Origin of the sequence: Deefgea rivuli DSM 18356, assembly GCF_000620145.1 — a bacterium.
Classification (GTDB): Bacteria; Pseudomonadota; Gammaproteobacteria; order Burkholderiales; family Chitinibacteraceae; genus Deefgea; species Deefgea rivuli.
Genome location: NZ_KK211082.1, coordinates 272,402 through 297,787, shown reverse-complemented (window position 1 = coordinate 297,787; position 25,386 = coordinate 272,402). Strand labels below are relative to the sequence as shown.

Sequence of the window (25,386 nt, the reverse complement as noted above, 5' to 3'; positions counted from 1 at the left end):
ACAAAAAATGGATAGGTGCTTAGTATATCGCTGCCCTTGCTGCTACGCTATTTCATTAGTGTTCTGATGGCTTCTAAATATTGCTCGGCATGCTGTTGGCCTTTTTTTGATTCTCGCATGCTGATATTCCATTGCGAAATGGCATTGCCCAGTTGCTCTTCGCGTTCAATGACTTTGATTTTTTCAACTAAAGTCTTACTAAAAATACCAAGCAGTGTTTCCGAGCTAGCTATCATTAGATCTTTAATCGCATTTAAACGCTCGGCGTCTAAACTCGGTTTGACTGGCTGCGGGCTTGCGGCTTCTAAAACTAGGCTTGTGATAAGCGGTTTTGCTTGTTGTAGCTGATTGTTTTGTTGGGATTGAATCAAGCCCAGCGATTCTAATTCATTGATCGCGGGTAATAGCTCCATACCCAATACAAGGCCACTGAGTAGGCCGACTGTTTTTACACCGTCAATCAAAATGAGCGCGCGGCGTAGTTTGGCTGAAAGCCCCATTTGCCGCGCAATAATTTCTCGCTCACCTGCACTGGTTTTGCGATAAATGATTTTAATCATGCTGGACGGTATTGAGTTCATGGCCATTCGCTATTTGGGCGCGAGAGGCATACATAGTAAAGCCGCAATGTTGCAGCACTGCTAAGGAATGCTTTAAAGACTTGTAAAGAAGCCTGTGGGAGGATTTTGCGTGTTGCAGTGGCAGGGTTGGCCGGATCAGCGCCGGCCACGGATTGGCATTGTTTCTTACCAGTTTGTCTCACGTTCTGGGCTGGCGCTGATTTGATGGATGCTTAAATCTGCACCGTTAAATTCCTCTTCATCAGAAAGCCGAATACCAACCGTTTTTTTCAATACGCCGTATACGATATAACCACCAACAAACGCAATCGAAATACCCATTAGCGTACCTACAATCTGCGCCAATATACTCACCCCACCTATACCGCCGAAGGCTTTACTACCAAATATCCCTGCGGCAATACCTCCCCATGCGCCGCAAATACCATGCAGCGGCCACACGCCGAGTACATCGTCGATTTTCCATTTGTTTTGCGTGATGGTGAATAGATAAACAAACATCCCACCAGCGATACCGCCAACAATCAGCGCGCCCAGCGGATGCATAATGTCTGACCCTGCACAGACGGCAACTAAACCTGCGAGTGGGCCATTATGGATAAAGCCGGGGTCGTTTTTGCCGACGAAAGTGGCGACTAAAGTACCGCCGACCATCGCCATCAGCGAATTCATCGCGACGAGGCCGGAAATGCCTTCGATTTTTTGCGCGCTCATCACGTTAAAGCCGAACCAGCCAACGATCAGAATCCATGCGCCCAGCGCCAGAAATGGAATGCTCGACGGTGGATGTGCGGCAACGCGGCCTTCTTTGTTGTAGCGGCCACGGCGTGCACCAAGATGAAGCACTGCCGCCAAGCCTATCCAGCCACCAACGGCATGGACGACAACCGAGCCAGCAAAATCATGGAAGGGTGCGCCAAACCAGGCTTTGAATAGATCTTGCACGCCGAAATTGTTATTCCACATCATGCCTTCAAAGAAAGGGTAGATGAAGCCAACCAGTAAAAATGTCGCGGCTGACTGCGGGTGAAATTTAGCGCGTTCGGCAATCCCGCCTGATACGATGGCTGGAATTGCAGCGGCAAAAGTGAGGAGGAAAAAGAATTTAACCAGCTCAAAGCCGTGATTTTGCGTCATTTCTGCAGCGGGGCCAAAGAAATGCACGCCGTAGGCAATACCGTAACCAATGAAAAAATAGGCAATGGCCGACACGGCAAAGTCGGTCAGAATTTTGACCAGCGCATTCACCTGATTTTTTTTACGCACCGTACCCAGCTCTAAAAAAGCAAAGCCAGCATGCATCGCCAAAATCATAATGGCACCCAACAAAATAAATAGCACGTCGCTACTGTTTGCACTCATTTGCTTCACTCCAATTTATTCGCAATCTCAATCGTGGCTGCACTAAAAGCAAGCAGTGTGCCATTGCAATTAAGTTACTGATTAAAAAAGATATTCAGAGTGGAGTGATTATTTTTGGTGCTGTGTAGCGATGTATTGGTGCGCTTCGTTTGTGCTTAGTTGGTGCGTTGTTTGCTATTTTGGTGCGTTGTGTCGCTGATGTGTGCGGAAGTAACTTTGATTGGCGTAAAAATCAGCAGTTTGTTCGGGCCACCAATTTGGAATTCCCAAATAGGGTAGTGGTGGCAGTTGGCGCGGGCGTTGTAGCCAGCGTTGATTAATTTGCTCGGCAATGATGCCATCTAAATGCTGACGCTGTTCGAGCAGGCTCAGGCTAAAAAACTCAGCTTCAACGAGCACTGGCCAGCATTTTCCGGTCAGCCCAATAAAGGGTGCGAGCAGGTTTTCAAACGTCGCGTGACCAAACACCAGTGCATTGATTTCTGTGCCCCAAGCACTCGGATTGTCGACAAAGAGTGCATTCCACTGATGGCTAATCATCAATTCCAGTAACGTTGGATTGCTATACGGCAAGATAAGGCCACATTCATCAAACAGCGTTGCTGCATCACGTTGCGCGCCGCGGGTCGCTGGATGTTCTTCGATTCCTTGGCCTGCTGTTTGCTCTGCTGGTACTGCGTGCATTGCATGATAATGCAGCGCATTGAGCGCCACTTTGCTTTTGGGATAGGCCTGCCACACCATTGCGTTAAACGTATCGTGCCAATTAAGCCGTGTTGCGACATTGCCAAGCTGGTAAATTTCGAGCTCGTAATATTGCGTAATACTGTCGGGATCGACAAAACGCACCGTTGCACCACCTTGAGTTTGAATAGTCTGTGTGACCGTCAACCAATCGGCGTGTTCGGGCGGGCGCTTAAAATGGCTAAGGAAAGGCAGGATGGGAGCAAATGCAGGGATAGTGCGGAAAAAATCAAGCGGCCAAGAAGTCATTGAGGTCTATTTTATACAGAAAATTGCAGGGTTAAATTTTAACCCTGCAATGGCTACTTAGGCTAAAACTTTCAGTGCTGCTTCGTAGTTTGGTTCGTCTTTGATTTCAGCAACGAGTTCAGCGTGCAACACTTGATCGTTCTCATCGAGTACCACAACCGCGCGAGCAGCAACGCCAGCTAATGGCGCGCTGGTGATTTCAACGCCGTAGTTCGCCAAGAATTCGCGGCCACGCATCGTCGATAGATTGATGACGTTTTCAATGCCTTCAGCGCCGCAGAAGCGGTTTTGCGCGAATGGCAAATCAGCAGAAATGCACAATACAACGGTGTTATCCAAGCCAGCAACCACTTCATTGAAACGACGCACTGAAGTCGCGCAAGTTGGCGTGTCAACGCTTGGGAAAATGTTTAATACTTTGCGTTTGCCAGCTAGGCTTGCCAAAGTCACATCCGATAAATCTTTTGCCACCAAGCTAAATGCCGGCGCAGTGCTGCCAACGCTAGGGAAAGTACCGTTGATTGCGACTGGGTTGCCGCCAAGAGTAACTGCTGTCATGTATTTCTCCAGTGAGTAAGTTTTAGTGTAAAAAACCATGGCAATCAGAGGTTTCGATGCCAGGATATTTTTGGATTATAGTTTTTTAGCTTGCCATGCAATAAGTGGGGCTGCATAGATAAAACAAAAGGCCTTGCGGCCTTTTTTATTCGTCTTGCGGCAGGGATATTTCGGCTTTATGGATGAGTGGCGGCGCGAGTTTTTCGAGTGCAGATTGATAGCTCGGCTCAGAGTTAAGATCACTAACGAGCTCGGAGTACAAAACTGTATCATCGGTATCGAGCACAAATAAAGCAGTGGTCATGAGGCCCGATAATGGAATGTCGGTAATCATGACGCCGTAATCTTTATGGAAGTCACGGCCGCGCAGTGTGGACATCAATTGGATTTTGCGAAAACCTTCGGCATCGCCGATTCGCGAGAGCGCATAGGGAGTATCGACCGATACCGTCATAATGACGGTGTTTTCCAGCTCATACCCCACAGATTCAAGTTTTCTGGCAATGGTGAGGCCAATCGCAGCATCGAGGCTAGGCACCACCGCAATCAGCTTTCGCAGCCCCCAGAATTTGGATAGCGCCACGTCTTGCAGTTGCGTATCGACCAGCATAAAACTATGCGCGGTTTCACCAGCGCGGGGGAAGCGACCGCCAATACTGATCGGGGTGCTGTTGAGCATTACGGTAGACATACGAACCTCTCCAGAGCAAACGAATTCTTTCAGTATGGCTGTAAAAGCTGGAAAAACAAGTTGGCAAAGCGCTGAATGGTTGGCTGAATCAAGCCGATTAATAGAACCAATATAAAGAATAACCTGTTGAATGTAGCTCGCCTAAATCTAGCTGCAAAAAGGCGCGGACTTCTTCATTGGCTTCAATCGAGTTTTGTACGCGCTCGTTTTGCACTAAATATTGCTGTGCGGTAAAGATTTTACGCACGATGACTTTTTCATTTTCATCCGTTAGCGTGAGTTCTAGCTTAGGTAGCTCCTGCTCAAATGGCGCTAAATTACGTAGCGTGGCATTGAGCTGAATCAGCGTGGGATTATTCGGAATAAAAGTCAGCTCGGAATATTCTGAGCGCAATAGCTGGGCTTCACGTGGTAGGGGCAGCGAGCATTCCAAATGCGCGCATAGCGCGAGATATTTCGGGCGCAGTACTGGAAATTCTTGGCTCAGCGTTTGGCGAAATACAAAACCGAGCTGGGCAACGAGTATCAGCGCTGCCAGAACGCTACCCACAGTCCACAGCCAAGATGAGCGGGTTTTTGTCGGTGGTGTGAATAAATCATCGTCACTCAGAATCGGTTGGTATTCCGAATCACTGTCGATTTCTAAAGCTAGATTTTCAGTGTTGGTGGGCGTAGCTGCATCAACTTCATCGAAAAAAGCTTCATCCTTTGCTAGAGCGGCATCAAGTTCGGATTCTTCAAGCGCTAATTGCGCGAGCGTGTGCTGATTTTCTCTTGGTATTTCATCAAAGGCTTTAGTTTGGTTAGCCTCTGTAGCTATACCCTCTGTTTCTGTTGTGGCCGTTTCTGTTGAAGTGAGTGTATTTGGTGTCGCGATCGCAGCGCTTGGCTCGACTAAGTTGGATGGATTTGTTACTGCTGAACTAGGAAGGTCTAAAGCGCTGGGTGATTCCGCCATCAAGGCTTGAATAAAATCAGGCGCATGAAACACAAATGCACAGCGGCCACAGCGCACCTTGCCTTGGTGCGCGGCGAGCTGTGCGTCGGTAACACGAAAGGAGGTGCTGCAATTGGGGCAGCAAGTAATTTGGCTCATGCGTTGATTTCGCTCATCTATAAACTACGCCAAAAGCGCCACAGCCTTGAGAAGACAGTTTGTGGCGCGAGGCTATTATTTGCTTATTTACGAAGCGCCGACAAACATACCCAGCCTTCATGCTCGGCAGGGGAAGTAAAATCGAACCATTCATTATAAATCGCGACGATTTCATGCGCTTGCTCGGCCAAAATACCCGATAACACCAAGCGGCCACCACTGCGGCAACGACCCGCCAACAGCGGCGCGAGCGCTTTGAGTGGATTGGTCAGAATATTGGCCACCACGACATCATAGGTTTTGCTTGGTGCTGAATCGGGTAAGTAGAACTGGCCGACGACGCCGTTTTGCTCGGCATTTTGATTGCTGGCGATCATCGCCTGCGCATCAATATCCACACCATCGGTTTCACCCGCGCCGAGTTTCAATGCGGCAATCGCCAAAATTCCGCTGCCGCAACCGTAATCCAACACATTTTCGCCGCCCGCAATATTCGTATCCAGCCATTGCAAGCACAAACGCGTCGTCGGGTGGCTACCCGTGCCAAATGCTAAACCTGGATCAAGCTGAATACTCACTGCAGCAGGATCCGGGCATTCATGCCATGTTGGCGTGATCCACAGGCGTGCTGAAATTGGAATTGGATCAAATTGCGATTGTGTTAAACGCACCCAATCTTGATCGGCGACATTCACAATCACATAGCTTGGTGCTGCTAATTTCAGCGTTGTAGCGGCAGTAGCGACGATGGCATCAACATCCACATCGACGTCAAACAGTGCCAGTACGATGCTGTTATCCCACAATTGGTCGACAGGCTCGCCCGGCTCACCAAAAATCGGTTTTTCATCCGCCGTATCGGCAGCGGCATCTTCAATCGAAACTGAAAGCGCGCCCAAATCAAATAAAGCGTCCGAATAGGCTTCTGCCTGTTTGGAGTCGGTTGTTAGGCGGAGTTCTTGCCAAGCCATGATGAGTTTCGCGGGTAAAGTTAGGAGCTGCGATTTTAGCTTAAAAGCGCCTCTTCAGCGAATGCGTGCTGTGTTTGCTCAAGATATGTACAAAACCAAGCGTGTAAAGCGGTGGGGTTTTGCAAAATTTCTGTTGGCAATGGGATGTCGGGTGGAATACCGATGCCATCAATGCCGTGCTCGGGCAGTCGTAAACTACGGGATGTCGCAAGCCAGAGCGAGCGCTGTCCTGATGGCAGTGGAAATTCTCGAACATTGGAATAATCCAAAACACCTGCGCTATTTTCGCCTATGAGCGTGACGCGCGCGCTTTGCTTGGCCGCGAGTAGGAATTCTTCGGCGCTACTTCCTGTAATGTGATTCATCAAAATTAGAACTTGTGATGGCTGGAGATGAATTTTTTTCAGCTCTTTTGTATGGATGGCTTTGTCATCAAAGAGAACAAACTGCCCAATGGATAGACGCATTTTTAGCGTGAGTTGCTTGATTAAAGCTAGGCTTTCGCTTGGCAGGCTAGGGTAGAGTTCGGGTAGTTTCTCCCAGCCAGCGATATTAGCTGGGGTACTGAGTACCGCCATACCTGTTACTTGATAGTTTGCCTCCGACATCACGTACGGTAGTAAAGGTTCAAAGCCATCGTCGCAGCCGCCTCGGTTATCCCGTAAATCAATAATCAATGTTCGACCATCGCAGAGTAGTGTGTGATTTTCCTCAAGTAATTTGCTAAGGCTTTGGCTAAATTGCGGATCAAAACTGGGAACTCGTAACCATGCCAATTCCGGTGACATTTCCAGCGATGGACTCAAATCAACGCTTGCTTGTTGTTTTGGCGGGGTGCTTTTTGACTGCAAACTCACATGCCCATCAGCAAAGGCTGCAAGATAGTTGCAGATCGCTTGATCTAGCTCGACTGCAACGTTGGTTTCGCTCTGAAGTAAGGCATCGCGGGCGGCAAGGATGTGTTCGCGTCGGCTGCTGAGTTTGTCTCTATAGCCTGAGTAGTTCTCTTCAAGAAGCTGGACGGTCGCTAGTAAATCGGTATGGATATTCATGAGGATGGCTTTATTGAGAGACTAAATCGCATTCAGCTTTGTAACCGGGCAGCGGTTTTGCCGCAGGTTTGCACGCCAATATTTTGGCTTCGTTGATCGCGCTGTGCAGATTGTTGCGCGTTATCGGGCGCCATTGCATGGCGTTGCCGAAATAGGTCGACCATGCAAATTCGATAAAGTAAGCGTTCTGGGCTTTACCGTAGGCGCCGTCTTCTTGGGCGTAGGCGGCGAGTGAGCGGTAGGGATCGTTTTTTAGCTCGGCTAAGGTTTTCGGCAGCTGATTCGGATCAATCTCTTTGCCGTGCTCATCCACTGGGTAAGCCCAATTGTTTTTGCGCATATCAGTCCAGAATGTCGCTGGATTGTCGAGCTTGCCAATGATTTTGACTGGCGCTTGTTCAAGGCCTAAATCAAATAGCGAACGCGATAAATGATGGCGATCCGCCAAGTAAAACTCGCCATTGGGGCCAATCACAACGACGATGGTTTTTTTCTTGGCATATTTTTGCAGCGCCGCTGTGCTTTTCCCGCGTAGTTTTTGTATCGTGTCTTCAACGCGCAGCATGCCGACGGCGGGCTGGGTAGGATGCAATTCAGCCAGTGGCAGAGTGCACCAGCTATCGACGGCGGTTTGCGCTTGGCAGGGCGGGAGTTCTTTTGCGCCGACATACAGTGGCAAGAATAGGGCAGCAGCGATGAGGTATTTTGTAGGCATAGGTTTTCTGTGCAATAAAAAACGGAGCCATTCGGCTCCGTTGGGATGATTGATTACTGCGCTGCCGTTTTCTTGGCAATTAATTCACGAATCGCTGGCATTTGGTGTTCGAGGTAATGAATACTCGTTTCACCTTTAACAAATTCCGGATCCAGTAACAATTGTTGATGTAATGGAATATTCGTTGAAATACCTTGTACCACCATTTCTGACAGCGCGATTTTCATACGGGCAATTGCTTGTGCGCGCGTATCGCCGTAAGTGATGATCTTGCCGATCATGCTGTCGTAGTTCGGCGGGACAAAATAGCCTTGATACACATGCGAATCAACGCGCACGCCGGGGCCACCTGGCGTGTGGTAGGTCGTGATACGACCTGGACTTGGGAAGAAGTTCAGTGGATCTTCGGCATTAATCCGGCACTCAATGGCATGGCCTTTGAGCTGAACGTCTTCTTGCGTGTATTGCAGTGGCAAGTTCGCGGCAACGCGAATTTGTTCTTGTACGATGTCGATGCCAGTGATGAGTTCAGTCACTGGATGCTCAACTTGCACGCGCGTGTTCATTTCGATAAAGAAGAACTCGCCATTTTCGAACAAAAATTCAAACGTCCCCGCACCACGGTAGCCCATACGGCGGCATGCTTCGGCGCAAGATTCACCGATACGTTGACGTTGTTCGTCGGTAATGCCCGGTGCTGGCGCTTCTTCGAGTACTTTTTGGTGGCGACGTTGCATAGAGCAATCGCGTTCGCCCAAATAAATCGCGTGGCCGTGTTGGTCGGCCAAAATTTGAATCTCGATATGGCGTGGATTTTGCAAATAGCGTTCCATATACACGACTGGATTGCCAAATGCTGCACCGGCTTCAGCTTGCGTCATTGCAACCGCGCCGAGCAAATCTTCTTCACGCTCAACCACGCGCATACCGCGACCACCGCCACCGCCTGCGGCTTTGATGATGACTGGATAGCCGACTTGGCGACCAATCTTAATCATTTCATCCGCATCATCTGGCAAAGCGCCATCAGAACCCGGCACGCAAGGGACGCCAGCTTCTTTCATCGCGTCTTTGGCCGACACTTTGTCGCCCATTAGGCGAATTGTTTCTGGGCGTGGGCCGATAAACACAAAGCCAGATTCTTCAACGCGCTGCGCAAAGTCAGCATTTTCTGACAAAAAGCCATAACCAGGGTGAATGGCTTCGGCTTCAGTTACTTCGGCGGCTGAAATCAGCGCGGCCATATTCAAATAGCTTTGTGCCGAATTATTCGGGCCGATACACACCGATTCATCCGCCAATTTGACGTATTTGGCTTCGCGGTCGATTTCAGAATGCACGACCACGGTTTTGATGCCCATTTCACGGCAAGCGCGCAAAATTCTTAACGCGATTTCACCACGGTTGGCGATTAATATTTTTTTAAACATAGGAACTCCGTGAGACGTGAGGTATCGCGCTGTAGCCATTTTAAATCAAAGGCCACATGGCAATACATCTCACAGAATTAGCCAATAATAAACATCGGCTCGCCGTATTCAACTGGCTGACCGTTTTCTACCAAGATCGCTTTAATCACACCGCTGTGTTCAGCTTCGATCTCGTTCAGCAATTTCATTGCTTCAATAATGCAAAGTGTTTGGCCTGCAGTCACGCTTTGGCCGACTTCAACAAACGCTTTTGCATCTGGGCTGGATGAGCGATAGAAAGTACCGACCATTGGTGATTTTTGTGTTTCGCCAGCCACCACAGGTGCGGCTGCTTCGGCTGGGGCGGCTGCAACTGCGGCAGGTGCTGGCGCAGCGCCTGCTTGAGGTGCAACTTGGTATTGCATGGGTTGCATATACTGGGCGTGATTTTGTACGTTGCGCGTGATACGTACTTTTTCTTCGCCTTCGGTCACTTCTAATTCAGCAATGCCCGATTCTTCAACTAAGTCGATTAGTTTTTTAAGTTTACGCAGATCCATGATTGCAATCCCCTCTGAGAAGTAAAAGTGGTGCCCTGTCGTGCAGGCCACCTTATGGTTTAAACAAATAGGCTTTAAATCAACGTTTGTTGCCGCGTCGCTTTTTAAGCGGTGTGGATTACGCCTTGCAACAAAACGCGTTCATGGGTACTTATTCGGCCGATTTCAATCGGTCGATGACAAATTCCAGCGCATAGGCATAACCTTTCGCGCCGAGGCCACAAATCACGCCGATGGCGAGATCCGAAAAATACGAGTGATGCCGGAATGCTTCCCGTGCATGTACATTCGATAGATGTACTTCAACAAATGGCACTTTCACCCCAGCCAGTGCATCACGAATCGCTACGCTGGTATGGGTGAACGCAGCGGGATTGATCACGATATAATCCGTGCCGTCTTGTAGGGTGGCATGGATACGTTCGATGATTTCGTATTCGCGGTTAGATTGAAAAGTCTCGACTGAAACTTTTTGGCTAGCACCCAAGTCAATGAGTTGTTGGTTGATGCTAGCGAGTGTATTGCTACCGTAATGTTGGGGTTCACGTAGTCCGAGTAAATTAAGGTTAGGGCCATGCAAAACCAGAATTTTACCGAAGTCGGCCATTCGTGAACTCCTTGTAACGCAATGTAATCGGCGGAGTTTGCCGCAAGTTCTGCGAACTTGTCCAGAAAAAGCGTGCTTTTTCTTTAAAGTTTAATGTGTAAACGATCGTTTTAAAATGCCGCTACATCAATGTTAGCGCGGCTTATATCGATGTTTGCTGATATAATCGTGTAGTTTTGCTACATGTCCGACGAAGGCGTTTTTTAAATGCAGATTGCAGATTTTGATTACCATTTGCCCGATCAATTGATCGCGCAGTTCCCACCTGAAGTGCGTGGCGCGAGCCGTTTGCTGCATATCGACGGCGAACAGCGGCAGGATACGCTGTTTTCATGTCTGCCTGATTTTTTGCGCGCAGGTGATGTGCTGGTGTTTAACGACACCAAAGTAATTAAAGCGCGTTTGTTTGGCGAAAAAGCCAGCGGTGGCAAAATCGAAGCGCTGATTGAACGCGTTTTAGACGAACATAGCGCACTCGCGCACGTCAAAGCGTCGAAAGCGCCCAAAGCGGGGACGATTTTGCACTTTCAAGGCGGTTTCACCGCCGAGATGGTCGAACGGCAAGGCGATTTGTTTAAACTGCGCTTCGATGGCGAGGCTAGCGTGTTCGAGATTTTGGAGCAATCTGGCCTCTTGCCGCTGCCGCCGTATATTACGCATGTGCCGGATGATGAAGACGCCAAGCGTTATCAAACCGTGTACGCACGCGATCCCGGCGCAGTGGCTGCGCCGACGGCCGGTCTGCATTTTACCGATGCGCAATTGGATGATTTGCGCGCCAATGGGGTGCAAACCGCGTTTCTGACTTTGCACGTCGGTGCTGGCACGTTTATGCCGGTGCGCGTTGACGATATTGCGGAACATACAATGCATTTTGAGCGCTACAGTATTCCGCAAGCAACTAAGGATGCGATTTTGGCCGCCAAAGCCAATGGCGGCCGCGTGATTGCGGTCGGCACGACCAGTTTGCGCGCACTCGAAGCCGCATCGCAAAACGGTGTTTTGGCGGAGCTGACGGGTGACACCAATATCTTTATTACGCCGGGCTTTGAATTTAAAGTCGTCGATCGCCTGATTACCAATTTCCACTTGCCGAAATCAACGCTACTGATGCTGGTCGCCGCGTTTATCGGTTTTGATACAATGCGCGCAGCGTATGAACACGCAGTTAAAAATGAATATCGCTTTTTTAGTTATGGCGATGCGATGCTGCTAGAGAAAAATCACTAATCCGTACAAAAGGTTTCACGCAAAGCGCAACGTCGAAGGCAGTACACATCGTACGACGAGACGAAGCAATGCAGTGTGAGAGCTTTTGTTTTATTCCTTAGGGTATTTGACTGTAGCTATTGCTGGTTAATGGCTTCATTTATATACCCATATCAATGTAATTAATGGCGCTGAACTGTTTTTTGGTGGCCGAAGGAAAATCAATGAAATTTGAATTAAAAACCACGTCATCCGGCGCGCGTCGCGGTAGTTTGACTTTGAACCACGGCGTGGTTGAAACGCCGGTATTTATGCCCGTTGGCACCTACGGCACCGTCAAAGCAATGACGCCGCGTGATTTGAACGATATTAACGCGCAAATTATTCTCGGCAATACTTTCCACCTGTGGTTGCGCCCGGGTTTGGAAGTGATTAAAGAATTCGGTGGCCTGCATCAATTTATGGGCTGGGATAAGCCGATGTTGACCGATTCGGGTGGTTTCCAAGTGTTTAGCTTGGGTGCAATGCGTAAAATCACTGAAGAAGGCGTGAAATTCCAAAATCCAATTAACGGCGATAAATTATTCCTGACGCCTGAAGAATCAATGCGCATCCAAAAGGTGCTCAATTCTGACGTCGTAATGATTTTCGACGAATGCACGCCGTATCCTGCCGATCACAAAACAGCTGCCGATTCGATGCGATTGTCGCTGCGCTGGGCGAAACGCTCGAAAGACGAATTCACGCGTGGCGAAAATCCAAATGCATTGTTCGGCATTGTGCAAGGTGGCATGCACGAAGACCTGCGTAATGAATCGCTTGCTGGCTTGGACGAGCTTGATTTCCACGGCATGGCGATTGGCGGCTTGTCAGTCGGCGAGCCGAAAGAAGAAATGGAGCGCATTTTGGCGCACACCGCGCCGCAATTGCCAGTGAACAAGCCGCGCTACCTGATGGGCGTCGGTACGCCAGAAGATTTGGTGTATGGCGTTTCGCAAGGGATTGATATGTTTGACTGCGTGATGCCGACAAGAAATGCCAGAAACGGCATGATGTTCACGCGTTATGGCAATGTCAAAATCAAAAACGCGCATTACAAAAAAGACACGCGCCCGCTGGATGAAAGTTGCGATTGCTACACCTGCCGCAATTTCAGCCGCGCTTATTTGCATCATTTATTCCGCTGCCAAGAAATCCTTAGCTCGCAACTCAATACCATCCACAATTTGCATTACTACCAAGTGCTGATGGCCGATATGCGCGCGGCGATTGAAGTTGATCAATTCCCGCAATTTGTCGCCAAATTTAATGCTGATCGTGCGCGTGGTGTGGATTGATCGTTTGCATGTAGTTTAAGCTAAACCACAACAGCCACCTTGCGTGGCTGTTGATGTATCTGGCGCTAGATATTGTAAAATATAAGCTACAGCTCAATACCCATGCTATTTTTCTACGGTTCTATGTGTTGGTTTTTTGATTTTGTTTGAAAAATCTCAATTTACGCCTATTGGGCAATATTTACTTTCCCGCCTTTTCGCCTTGACCCAAGCGCGGCTTCGGCCTACCTTACGCGCATCTTTTTTAGATGGAGTCCCATTGTGGACATTAGTCCGAGTTGTCGATCTTGGATCGTCTGCTAGGCAAGGCCATCGCAGGTTTCTTCCTGCTGCTGCCTTGCCAAGCTTGTTGGCGGGTAGTGGCGTCGCTGCGTTATTCAAACGCGGCGTTTCCTCTTCCGTATACTTTTTAGTCCCATTTCATCGCGAAGCAATTTGCTACGTCGTTTGGCCTTGCCGTTGCTATGGTTTGTCTGCGTCTGGCTGTGTGAGCTGATGCTGGCCTTGAGCGCTAGTGCGGCTTAGGCTCGCCTTTGAAATGTCGTCTTTGCACTGGCTGATGATGATCGCTCGTGCCAAGTCGAGCTAGGACCTCACCTCGCCGTAGGCTGGGCGCGCTTGCGCTCGGCAGGAGTGATGTATGCGTTTTGATTTTTTTAAAATAAACATTTTGGCCTTTTTGCAAAAAGGCTTGAGCGCGAAGCAATTTCGCCGTCGTGCTTTTGCGGATCTGCTGCGTGGCAGCGAAGCCGGTAAAGAAGTCCCGCTGGATTTTATCGAGCGGATTCAGGTTCAATCGCAATTAATCCCTAGTGTCTTACTCAATCGTTTGGGTTCGCAAGAAACGGGTTTGTCGGAAGCTGAGGCGACGGCAAAACGCGAACGCGTTGGCTTTAATGAAGTTGAGCACGAAAAGCCAATGTCTTGGTATCAGCATTTGTGGCTGTGCTACCGCAATCCATTCAATGTGCTGCTCACGGTGCTGGCGCTGATTTCTTATGTGAGTGATGACGATATTGCGACGGTGGTGATAGGCAGCATGGTGCTGATTTCAACGCTGCTACGCTTTGCGCAAGAAAAACGCAGCAATTCTGCCGCCGATAAACTCAAAGCGATGGTTAGCAATACCGCGACGGTATTGCGCCGCGATGTAACGCCCAATGTCGCGTCGGATGCTGAATACCATACCGCGACGCCGCTGCATGCCAGAGACGCGCATCGCATCGAGTTGCCAATCAAACTGCTAGTGCCGGGCGACATCGTTGTGCTGTCGGCGGGCGATATGATTCCGGCCGATTTACGGATTTTGACGGCGAAAGATTTATTCATCAGCCAAGCCGCGCTGACGGGTGAATCAATGCCAGTGGAGAAGTTTGCCGAGCAGCGCGACCACAGCATCAAAAATCCATTAGAGCGCGATAACTTATGCTTTATGGGGACGAATGTCATCAGCGGCACGGCGCTGGCGGTGGTAATCGGCACGGGTAATCAAACCTACTTTGGCGCTTTGGCGCATCGAGTGACCAGCCAAGATCGCACCGTCACGCAGTTTCAGGCAGGCGTGAATCAAGTCAGCTGGGTGCTAATTCGCTTTATGTTTGTGATGGCGCCCGTCGTCTTGTTCTTGAATGGTTTCACCAAGGGCGATTGGGTTGAAGCGGCGCTGTTTGCATTGTCGGTGGCGGTGGGGCTAACGCCAGAAATGTTGCCGATGATCGTTACGTCAACGCTGGCCAAAGGCGCAGTGCTGCTCAGCCGGAAAAAAGTCATTGTGAAGCGGCTGGATGCGATTCAAAACTTCGGTGCGATGGATATTTTATGTACCGATAAAACTGGCACCTTAACGCAAGACAAAATCGTGCTGGAGCGGCATACCGATGTGTTTGGCGCGCAAGCCGATGCGGTGCTGGATATGGCTTATTTAAATAGCTATTACCAGACTGGTTTAAAAAATCTACTCGATGTCGCGGTGCTGGAGCATGCTGAGATTCAAAATGAACTCAATGTGGCGAGCCAATTTCGCAAAGTCGATGAGATTCCGTTTGATTTTGCGCGGCGGCGGATGTCGGTGGTGCTCAGCGAACATGATGATCAGCACCTCTTGATTTGCAAAGGTGCATTAGAAGAAATGCTCGCGGTGTGTACGCAAGTGCAGCACGGCGACACGGTTGAGCCACTGAGCGCGGCGCTACTGGAGAAAATCCGTAGCGTAACGACTGATTTGAATCAAGAAGGGCTGCGTGTGGTGGCGGTAGCGACCAAACGTTTAGCGCCGGAACGTGATGTATATAGTGTGCTAGACGAAGCCGAATTGACCTTGGTCGGTTACATCGCCTTTTTAGATCCACCGAAAGAAACCACCGCGCCCGCACTTAAAGCATTGCAAGCCAGCGGCATCGAAGTCAAAGTCTTAACGGGCGACAATGAGCTGGTGACGCTGAAAGTCTGCAAAGAAGTTGGCCTCACGGTGAAGGGCGTATTGCTCGGTAGCAAAATTGATCTGATGGACGACGCGCAATTGGCGGCAGCAGCTGAAACGGCGACGGTGTTTGCCAAATTATCGCCGCTACAAAAAGAGCGTTTGGTGATCGCTTTGCGCGGCAATGGGCATGTGGTCGGTTTTATGGGCGATGGCATTAATGATGCGCCCGCACTGCGCGCGGCCGATATCGGGATTTCAGTGGATTCAGCAGTGGATATTGCCAAAGAAGCGGCCGATATTATTCTGCTGGAAAAGAATTTGATGGTGCTGGAAGCAGGCGTGATTGAAGGCCGCAAGACGTTTGCCAATATGCTGAAATACATCAAAATGACGGCCAGCTCGAACTTTGGCAATGTATTTTCGGTGTTGGTCGCCAGTGCATTTATCCCGTTCTTGCCGATGCTGCCTTTGCATCTCTTAGTACAAAATCTGCTTTACGATGTATCGCAAGTGGCGATTCCGTTTGATAACGTCGATGAAGAACTATTGCAGCAGCCGCAAAAATGGAATCCTAACGAACTCAGCCGTTTTATGCTGTTCTTTGGCCCGATTAGCTCGATTTTTGATATCGCGACGTTTGCGCTGATGTGGTTTGTATTTAGCGCCAACACGCCAGAAAGCCAAACGCTGTTCCAATCGGGTTGGTTTATTGAAGGTCTGTTGTCGCAAACTTTGATCGTACACATGATCCGTACGCGCAAAATTCCATTCTTCCAAAGTCGCGCTGCATGGCCGCTGATAGTGATGACTTTGCTGATTGTGGCGATTGGGATTTTCCTACCGATGGGGCCGCTGGCGAGCTACTTTAAGTTACAAGCGCTGCCATTGAGCTACTTCCCATGGTTGATCGCGATTTTGATTGGCTACGTCTCGCTCACGCAGGCGATGAAAGGGTTTTACGCTAGACGTTACGGCTGGCAATAAGCGCCAATGAACAACAAATGGATCACGAAAAACACGAAAAAAAATCTAAAATTACGGGCAAGTTGTTAAGCAACAGTTTTGGCCTAAGGCCACCCAGTCTTGCATTGTTGTCTCGCCTTGTCGTATTCGATGTACTGTTTGCGGCTTCGACGCCTTGCCATAAAACTTTTGCACGGGTACTTATTTGGGTTTTTGTTCGTGCCTTTCGTGTATTTCGTGGACTATGTTTTGATCTTGGTTCAAATTGATGGGCGCATGTGGCAATCAGCGTGTCATTTAAAACATTCATCATGGCGCGGGCGACTGCGCCATTTTTCTTGTGAGGAGCAAAGATGCAAACCTTTGCAAATTTCAGCTGGTTTAGTTTATTCGATACCTTAATCAGCCTGATCGTCGCGTTTGTGCTCGGCTCATTGATTGGCTACGAGCGGCAATATCGGCAGCGTACCGCAGGCTTGCGCACCAATACCTTGGTCGCCGTTGGCGCGGCGATTTTTGTGGATATGGCGTATAGCCTTGATGGTTCAGGCGGCGCAGCGCGCGTCGTCGCCTATGTGGTTTCTGGCGTCGGCTTTTTGGGCGCGGGCACGATTATGAAAGACGGCCTGAATGTTCGCGGCCTGAATACCGCCGCGACATTGTGGGGCTCAGCCGCCGTCGGTGCTTGCGCTGGCGCGCATTTAATCGTTGAAGCGGTGCTCGCTGCGGTGTTTGTGCTCGCAGCGAATACTTTATTGCGCCCCGTCGTCAACGCGATCAATCGCCAACCGATTAATGATGAAGACAGCGAAGTGATTTATCAGCTCTGCGTGATTGTTGATGAAGAGCAGCAAAAATACGTAATGGCCAAATTGGAGCAGCTTTTGGAAGAAGCTCTGTGTCCATTAAGCAATGTCGATGTCACGCCCTTTGGCGATGACGACGTCGAAATCACCGCCACCTTGCCATCCGGCGCAGTGGAATCGGCAACGCTGGATGCAATCATCGAAAAACTGATCGCCTTGCCACAAGTGAAGCAAGTGTTCTGGAGTAATCCGAGTACGACGGAGTAGGGGGCGATGGTTTTATGTGCCTACGGCACGGTGTTTTAGAGCCGCAATCCGCGGCGGTGACTTCTTTCTTTGGGATTTTATATATTCAGTGCCCAAAGAAAGAAGTATCGAGTGGCGACCCGGGCGCACATCGGTCCCCGATAAGCCCTGCACCCCGCGTCGCTAAGCGGTAAAACCGCTAAGCTTTGGCGTCGCCTCGGTCAGTCGTGAGTCAAACGATAGGGCTGTTTGTCTCTCTCCCTCGCTCGGTGTGCTTAGACGGGATTTAAAAACCATGAATCCACCATTCGTGTGCTTGGTTTAGATTCGTGTTTATTTAGAATGGCATTAATTATATCTATGTATATTGATGCAGCCATTATCTAGCAAAGCTTAGTTGACAATACGTCGAGATAATTTCTTGCTCTTCGAGCAGGGGCTTAAAAAAATCCCTCGTGTCAAGCCGAGCGAAGGATAAGCGGGGCGGGGTTTTTGCGATCAATGTTTGAGCGAGGCCGATGCTTTTGTTGTTGAGGCCGAACGAGTTTTGAGCGCAACCGCCTCGTTTGTCCGCAGCGAGGGAATCCGACGAAGTCGGACGCAGATACTAGGGCGGCCTTCTTTGCTTACTTTCTTGGCTGTTCAAGAAAGTGAGTGCCGCGCGGCATTAGCGCGACCATCTTGGCTAGAAAGCTGAAGTTTCAAATCTAGCTCTACTATTTGCTTATCTATAAAATATGAATAGAAGTTCATAACTACTGGTGTATGTCCTTATGAATTATATTCAGCAAGCTCTACATCCATATACCTATATCGATCCATCAAAATATCAGGCAAGCTTTATTTTGTCAGCTACAGTAAATGGCTAAAGCGTGCGGGGGTGGAATGGCTGATTCTTTGAAATTATCTGAACTATTAGGTTCACTATCGTATGCCTTGGATTTGACCGAAGGGCAGCCCGAAGGGCATTGCGTGCGCTGTTGCTGGATCGGCGTGCATATTGGGCGGCAGATTGGTTTGAATGACGAAGCGATTTGGGCTTTGTATTACACGCTGCTACTCAAAGATTTGGGTTGCAGTAGCAATGCGGCGCGGATTTGCGAGCTGTATTTGACTGATGATCAAGATTTTAAACGCGATTTTAAACTGGTTGGCACCAATTTGACGCAGGTGCTGGGCTTTGTGTTTGAGCATACCGGCCGCAACGAGAGTTGGACCAAACGCCTGACTTCTATCCTGAATATCATGCGCAATGGCGATGCGATTGCGCAAGAGCTGATCCAAACGCGTTGTGATCGCGGCGCGCGGATTGCTCGGCAATTGCGTTTTCCAGAAAGCGTCGCCCTCGGGATTCATTCGCTGGACGAGCATTGGGATGGCGGCGGGCGACCAGAAAACTTGCGTGGTGACACGATTCCACTCAATGCGCGCATTGCGCTGTTGTCGCAAGTCATCGATGTATTTCATTTCTCGCACGGGGCGGCGGCGGCGCTGACTGAGGTTCGCTTACGCAGCAAACTCTGGTTCGATCCTGATTTGGTGGCCGCGTTTGAAGTCGTGGCGAAGGACGGGCACTTTTGGGCGATGCTCCGCAATCCAGAAGTTGCTGCAGCGGTGCAGGCCTTGGAGCCAATTCAATATACGATGCCGCTGGACGAAGACTATATGGACGATATTGCGTCGGCGTTTGGTCAGGTCGTCGATGCGAAAAGTCCGTTTACGGCAGGGCATTCCGAGCGGGTCGGTTTTTATGCCGAGCTGATCGCGCAAGAATTGGGCTTGCCATCAGCGCAATGCAATTGGATTAAACGCGCCGCGTTATTGCATGACGTCGGCAAATTAGGCGTGAGCAGCAGTATTTTGGAAAAGCCGGGCAAGTTGACCGATGATGAGTTTCGCGCGGTGCAGCAACATGCGCGTTTGACCGAAGAAATCCTTGGCAAAATTGCGCAATTTGATGATTTGGCCAAAGTCGCTGGCGCGCATCACGAGCGGCTGGATGGCAATGGTTATCCACGTCGTTTGAGCGCACCAGATATTCGTTTAGAAACGCGGATTATCACCGTGGCAGATATTTTCGACGCCATCAGCGCCGAGCGCCCCTATCACGCGGCCAATTCACCGGAAGTCACTTTGGAAATCATGGCGAGGATGCTCGATAGCGCGATTGATCGCGATTGCTTTAATGCATTGCAGCGGGTGGTGGAGCGCGAATTACAAGGATTGCAGAGCCTAACTGTTGCAAGCGTGTGAGTTTGGCTCATCGCTTTGTGCATTGTTGATTAAGATCAAATTTCGTTCGCGGTGCTCTAGGCAGTATGTAGGCTGAATTGGCTTGCATGGATTGCAAAGGGGTATCGTAGATGAGCTTGTTAATTGAATGGAATGAGACCTTGTCGGTGGGAATTCAGGAAATCGACGAGCAGCATAAAGTCTTAGTCAATTTGCTGAATGAACTGCACGATGCGATTCGCCAACATCATGGCCGTGATGCGTCGATTGCTGTGATGCAGCGGCTGGCCGATTACACTCGCACTCACTTTACCGTCGAAGAAAGCCTGATGCGGATTTTGGGCTATCCCGAATACGAGACGCATAAAGCCCATCACGAAGACCTGATTAGCCAGATGCAGGATTTGCAGACGCGACTTAATAATGGCGAGGCGATTTCGTTTGAGTTACTGCATTTTTTGCGCAACTGGCTGACGAATCACATCATGGAAGGCGATCAGCGCTATGTTGAGCATTTCTTGTCGCGTGGTGCACAAAGAAGCTGGCATAAGAAAAGCTGGCTTGAGCGTTTCTGGTCTTAATGGGTATTGCTATATCCGCTTTTTAAAATAAAGCTCGCGTGGCAATACTGCTTGATCTTTGACTGGACTGCTGATTTTATCGGCGATGTGGTGGTTCGCAAAATTGCTTCGCATGCGTGTAAAGATGCAGGTTGAAATGCACTTCATCGGCGCTTTGATCGGCTCGCGGCGCGCCCGATTCGTGGCGAGTTGACCACCAGCAATGAAATAAATAGCCCGCAAACCCAAGAATTAATCCCCAAGTGATCCAGATTGAAGCCATGGCGACATACCTCTTATTAAAGAAGTCGTCAGCTTAGTTAAAGACTTTGCAATTGCAAAACGATGAATTGTTAAATATTTATTAACTTAAGCGCTTAAATGCAGAAAAACCCGCTGAGCGGTTGCTATGTGGTCATTCTGAGCCGAATGGCGATGCGAGCGACCGAGTTTTAGTTGTTGTAAAAGTGCCTTAATTCTTTGAATATGCAAAGCAATCTTGGATTGTCGGGTAGCGCAATCGCAGTTTCAGTTCACGCTTGGCGCGAGTATTCAAAATTCGCCGCGATTCATTCAAATACGACAGCAGTGCAGGGGATAGCTGGCTTTGGGCGGCGGCACGGCTAATTTTTGGCGGACGCGGCAGTTGCGCGTAATCGGCTACTTGTGCGAAGTAGTCGCCCATTTTATGCGGTTCGTCGTCGACAATATTATAAGTACGTAGCGGCAGGCCGCGAAACAGCGCCAAGCACAGCGCCTGTGCCAAATCATCGGCATGAATATGATTGCTATAACTATCCTCAGCAGTGTGTAGCACCGGTTCCGCGCGGCGAATTCGCTCTAGCGGCAGCCGATCGAGCGCATAAATGCCCGGCGCGCGCAAAATACTCAGCCGCACGCCATGCCGTCCCGCCCAGTTCCGCAGATTTGTTTCGGCATCAATTCGCTTGGCCGCGCGCGTTGATTGCGCGTTGGTCGGACGGGTTTCGTCTATCCAATCGCCACCGCAATCGCCGTAAACTCCGCTGGTGCTGATGTACACGGCGCGGCGTAAGCGCTGTGGTAAAATTTCATTTCGTTTGATTTTGGCATGGCTGAGCGCTGCAATCAGCGCGCGAGTGCGTGCGTCGCCCGTGCCTGTACCGGGCGGAGCGCTGTGAATCAAAAATTGAGCAATCCCGCGAATGCGTGCCAAAGATTTTGGCTGATCCAAATCAGCAAAGATAGGGCGAATACCCAGGGTATTGAGCTGCGCTGCTGATTCTTTAGAGCGCGCAGTCGCATACACCGTGAAGTGTTGCGTGAGCCAAGGCAGGGCACGGCGAACCACGTCGCCACAGCCAACAATGAGTAAACGTGGTTTTTTCATCAAATGGGCCTCGCGCCGCATACCGAGTATGGATTTAGAAAATGAGTCAGCAACTTACCATCGAACCTTCAGGTCAGCAACTTCCGGTATTTGAAGGGGAAACCTTGCTCGATTCTATGATTCGCGATGCTTTTTAAGGCGCTTAAAACCGCAGTTTTGCAAATATATATAATGGGTACGAAATAGAATGAGTCAGCAACTGATTATCGAACCTTCAGGCCAGCAACTCTCCGTTTTTGAAGGAGAAACCTTGCTCGACGCAGCGATGCGCGAGGGTTTTAATATGCCCTACGGCTGCAAAAATGGCTCGTGCGGCGCGTGCAAAGGCAAAGTGCTCAGCGGCGAAGTGGCGCACAGCGATCATTCCGAATCTGCACTCAGCCAAGCCGAAATGGAAAAAGGCTATGCGCTGTTTTGCTGCGCCACGCCAGTGAGCAGTACGGTGAGCATCGAATGCCGCGAAGTGGCGGCGACCAAAGACATTCAAATCAAAACGCTGCCAACGCGGGTGGAGGCGATTCATAAAGTCTCGCACGACGTCGCCGTATTGACCTTGAAGCTGCCATCGACTGAAAAGCTGACTTTCCTCGCTGGGCAATACATCGACATTCACACCAAAACCGGCAAAAAACGCAGCTTTTCGATTGCGAATGCGCCAGAGCAAGAGGGTTTTATTGAGCTGCATATCCGCCGCGTTGCCGGTGGCGAGTTTTCCGAATACATGTGGAACACGATGCGGGTGCGGGAGATTTTCCGTTTCACAGGGCCTTTAGGCTCCTTCTTCTTGCGCGAAGACAGCGATAAACCGATGCTGTTTTTGGCGACGGGGACGGGCTTTGCACCAATCAAAGGCATTATCGAACATGCGCTGGCCAAGCAAACTCAGCGAGAAATGGTGCTGTATTGGGGCTGCCGCTCGCTAGAAGACCTGTACATGCCGCATCTGCCGTCTGAATGGCAGCAAAAATATCCGAACTTTACGTTTATCCCCGTGTTATCCCAGCCAAAACCGGAAGATGCTTGGCAAGGCCGAACTGGTTTGCTGCATGAAGTGGTGCTGGAGGACTTTAATAATCTAACTAATTATCAAGTTTATGCCTGCGGCGCCCCGGTTATGGTCGAAGCGGCGTACACGCGATTCCTTTCTCATCAGCTTCCTGCTGAGGAGTTTTTCTCAGATGCGTTTTTCACTAGTAAGGATTTAAATAAATAAACGCTGTAAAACCAGACGTTTATCAATTAAATAGCAAGTTGTACTTGCCTAAACGCAAGGCCTTGTATATGATGCAGTCCTGTTGCCGATGTAGCTCAGTTGGTAGAGCACCTGACTTGTAATCAGGGGGTCGCGAGTTCGATTCCTGCCGTCGGCACCAAGAAAATCAAGGGTTCAGCAAGCAATTGCTGGACCCTTTCGCATTTAAAAACGATTTTTTGCTGTAATTTTGCTGTAGTTGGAGTGAATTTCCACTTTTCGGCAAATTATGGGTCAGTCGTCTGGCTATACCTATTCTCAACTAAAGGAATAGGAATCATGGCATCAATTCAACACCGTGGCCCACGCCAGTATCAAGCCAGCATCTGCATCAAAGGCTTTCCTCGTTTATCCCGCACATTTGAAACCAAGGCCGAAGCCGAAAATTGGGCTAAGCGCGTAGAGTCCGAGATGAATCAAGGCGCCTATGTGGATCGCCGCGAGGCAGAGCGGACCACATTGGGTCAAGCGTTAACGCGTTACGCAAACGAAATCACCCCCACAAAAAAGAGTGCGAAATCCGAGCTATCCACGATACGCCGCTGGATGGCACATCCATTGGCTCTGCGCCCCTTGGCACAATTACGCAGTGTGGATTTCAGTCAATATCGTGATAGCCGCTTAGAAGAAGTAAGCTCAAGTACGGTGCGGCTAGAGCTGGCGCTGGTTTCCAATCTGTTTACGGTCGCCAAAAAAGAGTGGAGTATCCCCATCGAAAATCCGCTAGCAGGCATTCGTAAGCCAAAACCCGCAGAAGGTCGTGAGCGGCGCTTAATGGGGGATGAAGAAGAGCGGCTGATTGCTGCAGCCAAAACCTGCCTGAGTGACAATATGGGCTTGCTGGTTGCAATTCGTTTGGCGATTGAAACTGGCATGCGCGCAGGTGAAATCGTCGGCTTAAGGTGGCACCAAGTTGACTTTGATAAAGAAGTCATCCGCCTCGGTATCACAAAAAACGGCTGCAAGCGTATCGTTCCATTGACCAAAGAAGCGGAAGAAGTGCTTTGGGCGCTACCTGAACCAACAAGCCTCAACGAGCGAATTAACGCGTTTTATGATAGTCGGGGCTTAAGCAAAGCGTTCCGCCTTGCATGTAAGAAGGCCAAAATCAAAGGTTTGCGCTTTCATGATTTGCGCCACGAAGCCGCGTCACGTTTTGCACCCAGAATGGAAGCGCCGACCTTAGCGAAAGTCATGGGCTGGAAAACGCTGCAAATGTCGATGCGCTACTACAATCCGACAGAAGACGAATTGGTGGTGGCGGTGCGAAGGAAAATCTAGAGCTTTTTAGTGTTTTGCAATCAACTCAATAAAGAGTGACCGCAAAGTAGCACTTTGTGGTCACTATTCTGCATGTGTGAATGCACGCAGCTCGGCCAAAGCGGCCGGTCAAAGCCTATTTATCGATGGCCAAAATCACTCTGCCACTACACGTCTATCTGCCCACCTAAATCATCGTGGGTATCGGATTTATCGAGAGTTGGGGTTGAATCTACGCATCAACCCAAGCGCCGCTGGCGATGCTCTAGGCAGCCAATGAAGCTAATGGATGCATTTCATGTACGATCAACAGGTGGATGGGCACAGTATCTGGTATTCAATGTGATTGATGACTTCAACTGCGATGCGCTGACCTTGCCCGTAAAGCGGATCATACGAGCACTAAATCAAGTGCTCGAATGGCGAGGTCTGCCCCAAGCCATTTATTGCGATAATGGTCCGGAATGTATCAGTCAAAAGGTCAAAGACTGGGCGAAAAAGCTGAATATCCGGTTTGAATACATCTTGGCAGATAAACCGCAGCAGAATACCTATGCGGAGCGATACAACTGGACAATGCGATACGATTGGCTGAATTACGTCCAATTCGAATCTGTTGCCGAAATTCCGGAGCTCGCCACCGATTGACTCTGGACTTACAATCAAAAAAGGACGAATATGGCCTTGGGTGGTATTACTCGGAAACAGAAATCAGCCCTAGCAGCTTGACCCTCGACTTCTAACCTCGTTTAAAAACGGGGAGATACCGAGCGTAATCTTATTAGCAGTAACGGTCTTAATCAAAATAATAAGCGGAGTCGCTACAATTAATTCAAAGTACTGATCGTGTGTCAATGCGGCCACATCATCTACCTTACCTTTGTCTCAGACTTTACAGTCTATGACAGTTGGGCGTAATGATTTTGGTATCAAATAAACTAACAACAAATCCCAGTACATCATCTGACGAAGATACTTCTTAACAGGATCTCAATTTGTACAGATACGCGTTTCAAGCAACTACAAGAATCAACCCCCGATAGACATTTACAAACAACGGCAAAATATTTTATTTTGGCTATTGAAACAATAGATTATTGAGTATCTACTATTGCACAGAAAATCTTTTAAAAAA

The 25,386-nt window shown here is 49.4% G+C and carries 23 protein-coding genes and 1 tRNA gene; 10 read left to right on the top strand and 14 right to left on the bottom strand.

Features of this window, described 5'->3' with window-relative positions:
• Positions 1-47: 47 nt before the first annotated feature.
• From Q320_RS21005 to aroQ, 12 genes are all read right to left on the bottom strand, one after another.
• Positions 48-581, bottom strand: coding sequence for a hypothetical protein (locus Q320_RS21005; protein WP_156939079.1), 534 nt, complete (start codon positions 579-581; stop codon positions 48-50).
• Between the two features lie 165 nt (positions 582-746).
• A complete protein-coding gene (locus Q320_RS0114230) occupies positions 747-1,943 on the bottom strand; it encodes an ammonium transporter (RefSeq protein WP_035853791.1) in 1,197 nt (398 codons plus the stop codon).
• Between the two features lie 174 nt (positions 1,944-2,117).
• The gene (locus tag Q320_RS21000) at positions 2,118-2,936 is read right to left on the bottom strand and encodes a DUF3025 domain-containing protein (RefSeq protein WP_051534770.1); all 819 of its coding nucleotides are present in this window, start codon (positions 2,934-2,936) and stop codon (positions 2,118-2,120) included.
• A gap of 57 nt (positions 2,937-2,993) precedes the next feature.
• Entirely contained in the window at positions 2,994-3,494 is a 501-nt protein-coding gene (tpx, locus tag Q320_RS0114220; protein WP_027469556.1) for a thiol peroxidase, read from the bottom strand.
• A 145-nt stretch (positions 3,495-3,639) separates the two neighbouring features.
• Positions 3,640-4,185, bottom strand: coding sequence for a thiol peroxidase (tpx, locus tag Q320_RS19990; RefSeq protein WP_051534769.1), 546 nt, complete (start codon positions 4,183-4,185; stop codon positions 3,640-3,642).
• A 97-nt stretch (positions 4,186-4,282) separates the two neighbouring features.
• A complete protein-coding gene (locus Q320_RS0114210) occupies positions 4,283-5,281 on the bottom strand; it encodes a DUF3426 domain-containing protein (protein WP_027469555.1) in 999 nt (332 codons plus the stop codon).
• Between the two features lie 83 nt (positions 5,282-5,364).
• Positions 5,365-6,252 (bottom strand): 50S ribosomal protein L11 methyltransferase, encoded by an 888-nt coding sequence (gene prmA, locus Q320_RS0114205; protein WP_027469554.1) that lies wholly within the window; start codon positions 6,250-6,252, stop codon positions 5,365-5,367.
• A 35-nt stretch (positions 6,253-6,287) separates the two neighbouring features.
• A complete protein-coding gene (locus Q320_RS0114200; protein WP_027469553.1) occupies positions 6,288-7,304 on the bottom strand; it encodes a S41 family peptidase in 1,017 nt (338 codons plus the stop codon).
• Between the two features lie 10 nt (positions 7,305-7,314).
• Positions 7,315-8,019, bottom strand: a complete 705-nt coding sequence (locus Q320_RS0114195) for a ParB-like protein (protein WP_035853789.1) — start codon at positions 8,017-8,019, stop codon at positions 7,315-7,317.
• Positions 8,020-8,072: 53 nt separating this feature from the next.
• On the bottom strand, positions 8,073-9,449 hold the full coding sequence (gene accC, locus Q320_RS0114190) for an acetyl-CoA carboxylase biotin carboxylase subunit (RefSeq protein WP_027469551.1): 1,377 nt from the start codon (positions 9,447-9,449) through the stop codon (positions 8,073-8,075).
• A 77-nt stretch (positions 9,450-9,526) separates the two neighbouring features.
• Positions 9,527-9,988 carry an acetyl-CoA carboxylase biotin carboxyl carrier protein gene (gene accB / locus Q320_RS0114185; RefSeq protein ID WP_027469550.1) on the bottom strand — a complete coding sequence of 154 codons (462 nt, stop codon included), beginning with the start codon at positions 9,986-9,988 and terminating at the stop codon, positions 9,527-9,529.
• Between the two features lie 151 nt (positions 9,989-10,139).
• Positions 10,140-10,595, bottom strand: a complete 456-nt coding sequence (gene aroQ, locus Q320_RS0114180; protein ID WP_027469549.1) for a type II 3-dehydroquinate dehydratase — start codon at positions 10,593-10,595, stop codon at positions 10,140-10,142.
• 207 nt (positions 10,596-10,802) lie between these two features.
• Here aroQ and queA point away from each other — a divergent pair, with 207 nt between their 5' ends.
• The 6 genes from queA (at position 10,803) to Q320_RS0114145 (ending at position 20,391) form a co-directional block, all read left to right on the top strand.
• Positions 10,803-11,825 (top strand): tRNA preQ1(34) S-adenosylmethionine ribosyltransferase-isomerase QueA, encoded by a 1,023-nt coding sequence (gene queA / locus Q320_RS0114175; protein WP_027469548.1) that lies wholly within the window; start codon positions 10,803-10,805, stop codon positions 11,823-11,825.
• Between the two features lie 203 nt (positions 11,826-12,028).
• Positions 12,029-13,141: a tRNA guanosine(34) transglycosylase Tgt gene (gene tgt, locus Q320_RS0114170; RefSeq protein WP_027469547.1), complete on the top strand. Its 1,113-nt coding sequence runs from the start codon at positions 12,029-12,031 to the stop codon at positions 13,139-13,141.
• A gap of 640 nt (positions 13,142-13,781) precedes the next feature.
• Positions 13,782-16,547, top strand: coding sequence for a magnesium-translocating P-type ATPase (gene mgtA / locus Q320_RS0114165; RefSeq protein ID WP_027469546.1), 2,766 nt, complete (start codon positions 13,782-13,784; stop codon positions 16,545-16,547).
• A gap of 332 nt (positions 16,548-16,879) precedes the next feature.
• Complete coding sequence (locus tag Q320_RS0114155; protein WP_027469544.1) at positions 16,880-17,599, top strand: MgtC/SapB family protein; 720 nt, start codon at positions 16,880-16,882, stop codon at positions 17,597-17,599.
• Between the two features lie 864 nt (positions 17,600-18,463).
• Positions 18,464-19,831 carry an HD-GYP domain-containing protein gene (locus Q320_RS0114150; protein ID WP_027469543.1) on the top strand — a complete coding sequence of 456 codons (1,368 nt, stop codon included), beginning with the start codon at positions 18,464-18,466 and terminating at the stop codon, positions 19,829-19,831.
• A 110-nt stretch (positions 19,832-19,941) separates the two neighbouring features.
• Positions 19,942-20,391 carry a bacteriohemerythrin gene (locus tag Q320_RS0114145; protein ID WP_027469542.1) on the top strand — a complete coding sequence of 150 codons (450 nt, stop codon included), beginning with the start codon at positions 19,942-19,944 and terminating at the stop codon, positions 20,389-20,391.
• Between the two features lie 76 nt (positions 20,392-20,467).
• Here the strand turns inward: Q320_RS0114145 and Q320_RS0114140 are convergent, their stop codons facing one another.
• Together Q320_RS0114140 and Q320_RS0114135 are read right to left on the bottom strand one after the other, a co-directional pair.
• Positions 20,468-20,653 (bottom strand): hypothetical protein, encoded by a 186-nt coding sequence (locus tag Q320_RS0114140; RefSeq protein WP_156939078.1) that lies wholly within the window; start codon positions 20,651-20,653, stop codon positions 20,468-20,470.
• 189 nt (positions 20,654-20,842) lie between these two features.
• A complete protein-coding gene (locus Q320_RS0114135) occupies positions 20,843-21,739 on the bottom strand; it encodes an SDR family oxidoreductase (protein ID WP_027469540.1) in 897 nt (298 codons plus the stop codon).
• Between the two features lie 187 nt (positions 21,740-21,926).
• Here Q320_RS0114135 and Q320_RS0114125 point away from each other — a divergent pair, with 187 nt between their 5' ends.
• The 4 genes from Q320_RS0114125 to Q320_RS21750 all read left to right on the top strand — a co-directional run bounded on the left by Q320_RS0114125 (position 21,927) and on the right by Q320_RS21750 (position 24,899).
• The gene (locus tag Q320_RS0114125) at positions 21,927-22,952 is read left to right on the top strand and encodes a CDP-6-deoxy-delta-3,4-glucoseen reductase (RefSeq protein WP_027469539.1); all 1,026 of its coding nucleotides are present in this window, start codon (positions 21,927-21,929) and stop codon (positions 22,950-22,952) included.
• Positions 22,953-23,036: 84 nt separating this feature from the next.
• Positions 23,037-23,112: transfer RNA gene (locus Q320_RS0114120), tRNA-Thr, on the top strand.
• A gap of 158 nt (positions 23,113-23,270) precedes the next feature.
• Positions 23,271-24,272, top strand: a complete 1,002-nt coding sequence (locus tag Q320_RS0114115) for a tyrosine-type recombinase/integrase (RefSeq protein WP_027469538.1) — start codon at positions 23,271-23,273, stop codon at positions 24,270-24,272.
• Positions 24,273-24,536: 264 nt separating this feature from the next.
• A complete protein-coding gene (locus Q320_RS21750) occupies positions 24,537-24,899 on the top strand; it encodes a DDE-type integrase/transposase/recombinase (protein WP_169734463.1) in 363 nt (120 codons plus the stop codon).
• Positions 24,900-25,386: the final 487 nt, after the last annotated feature.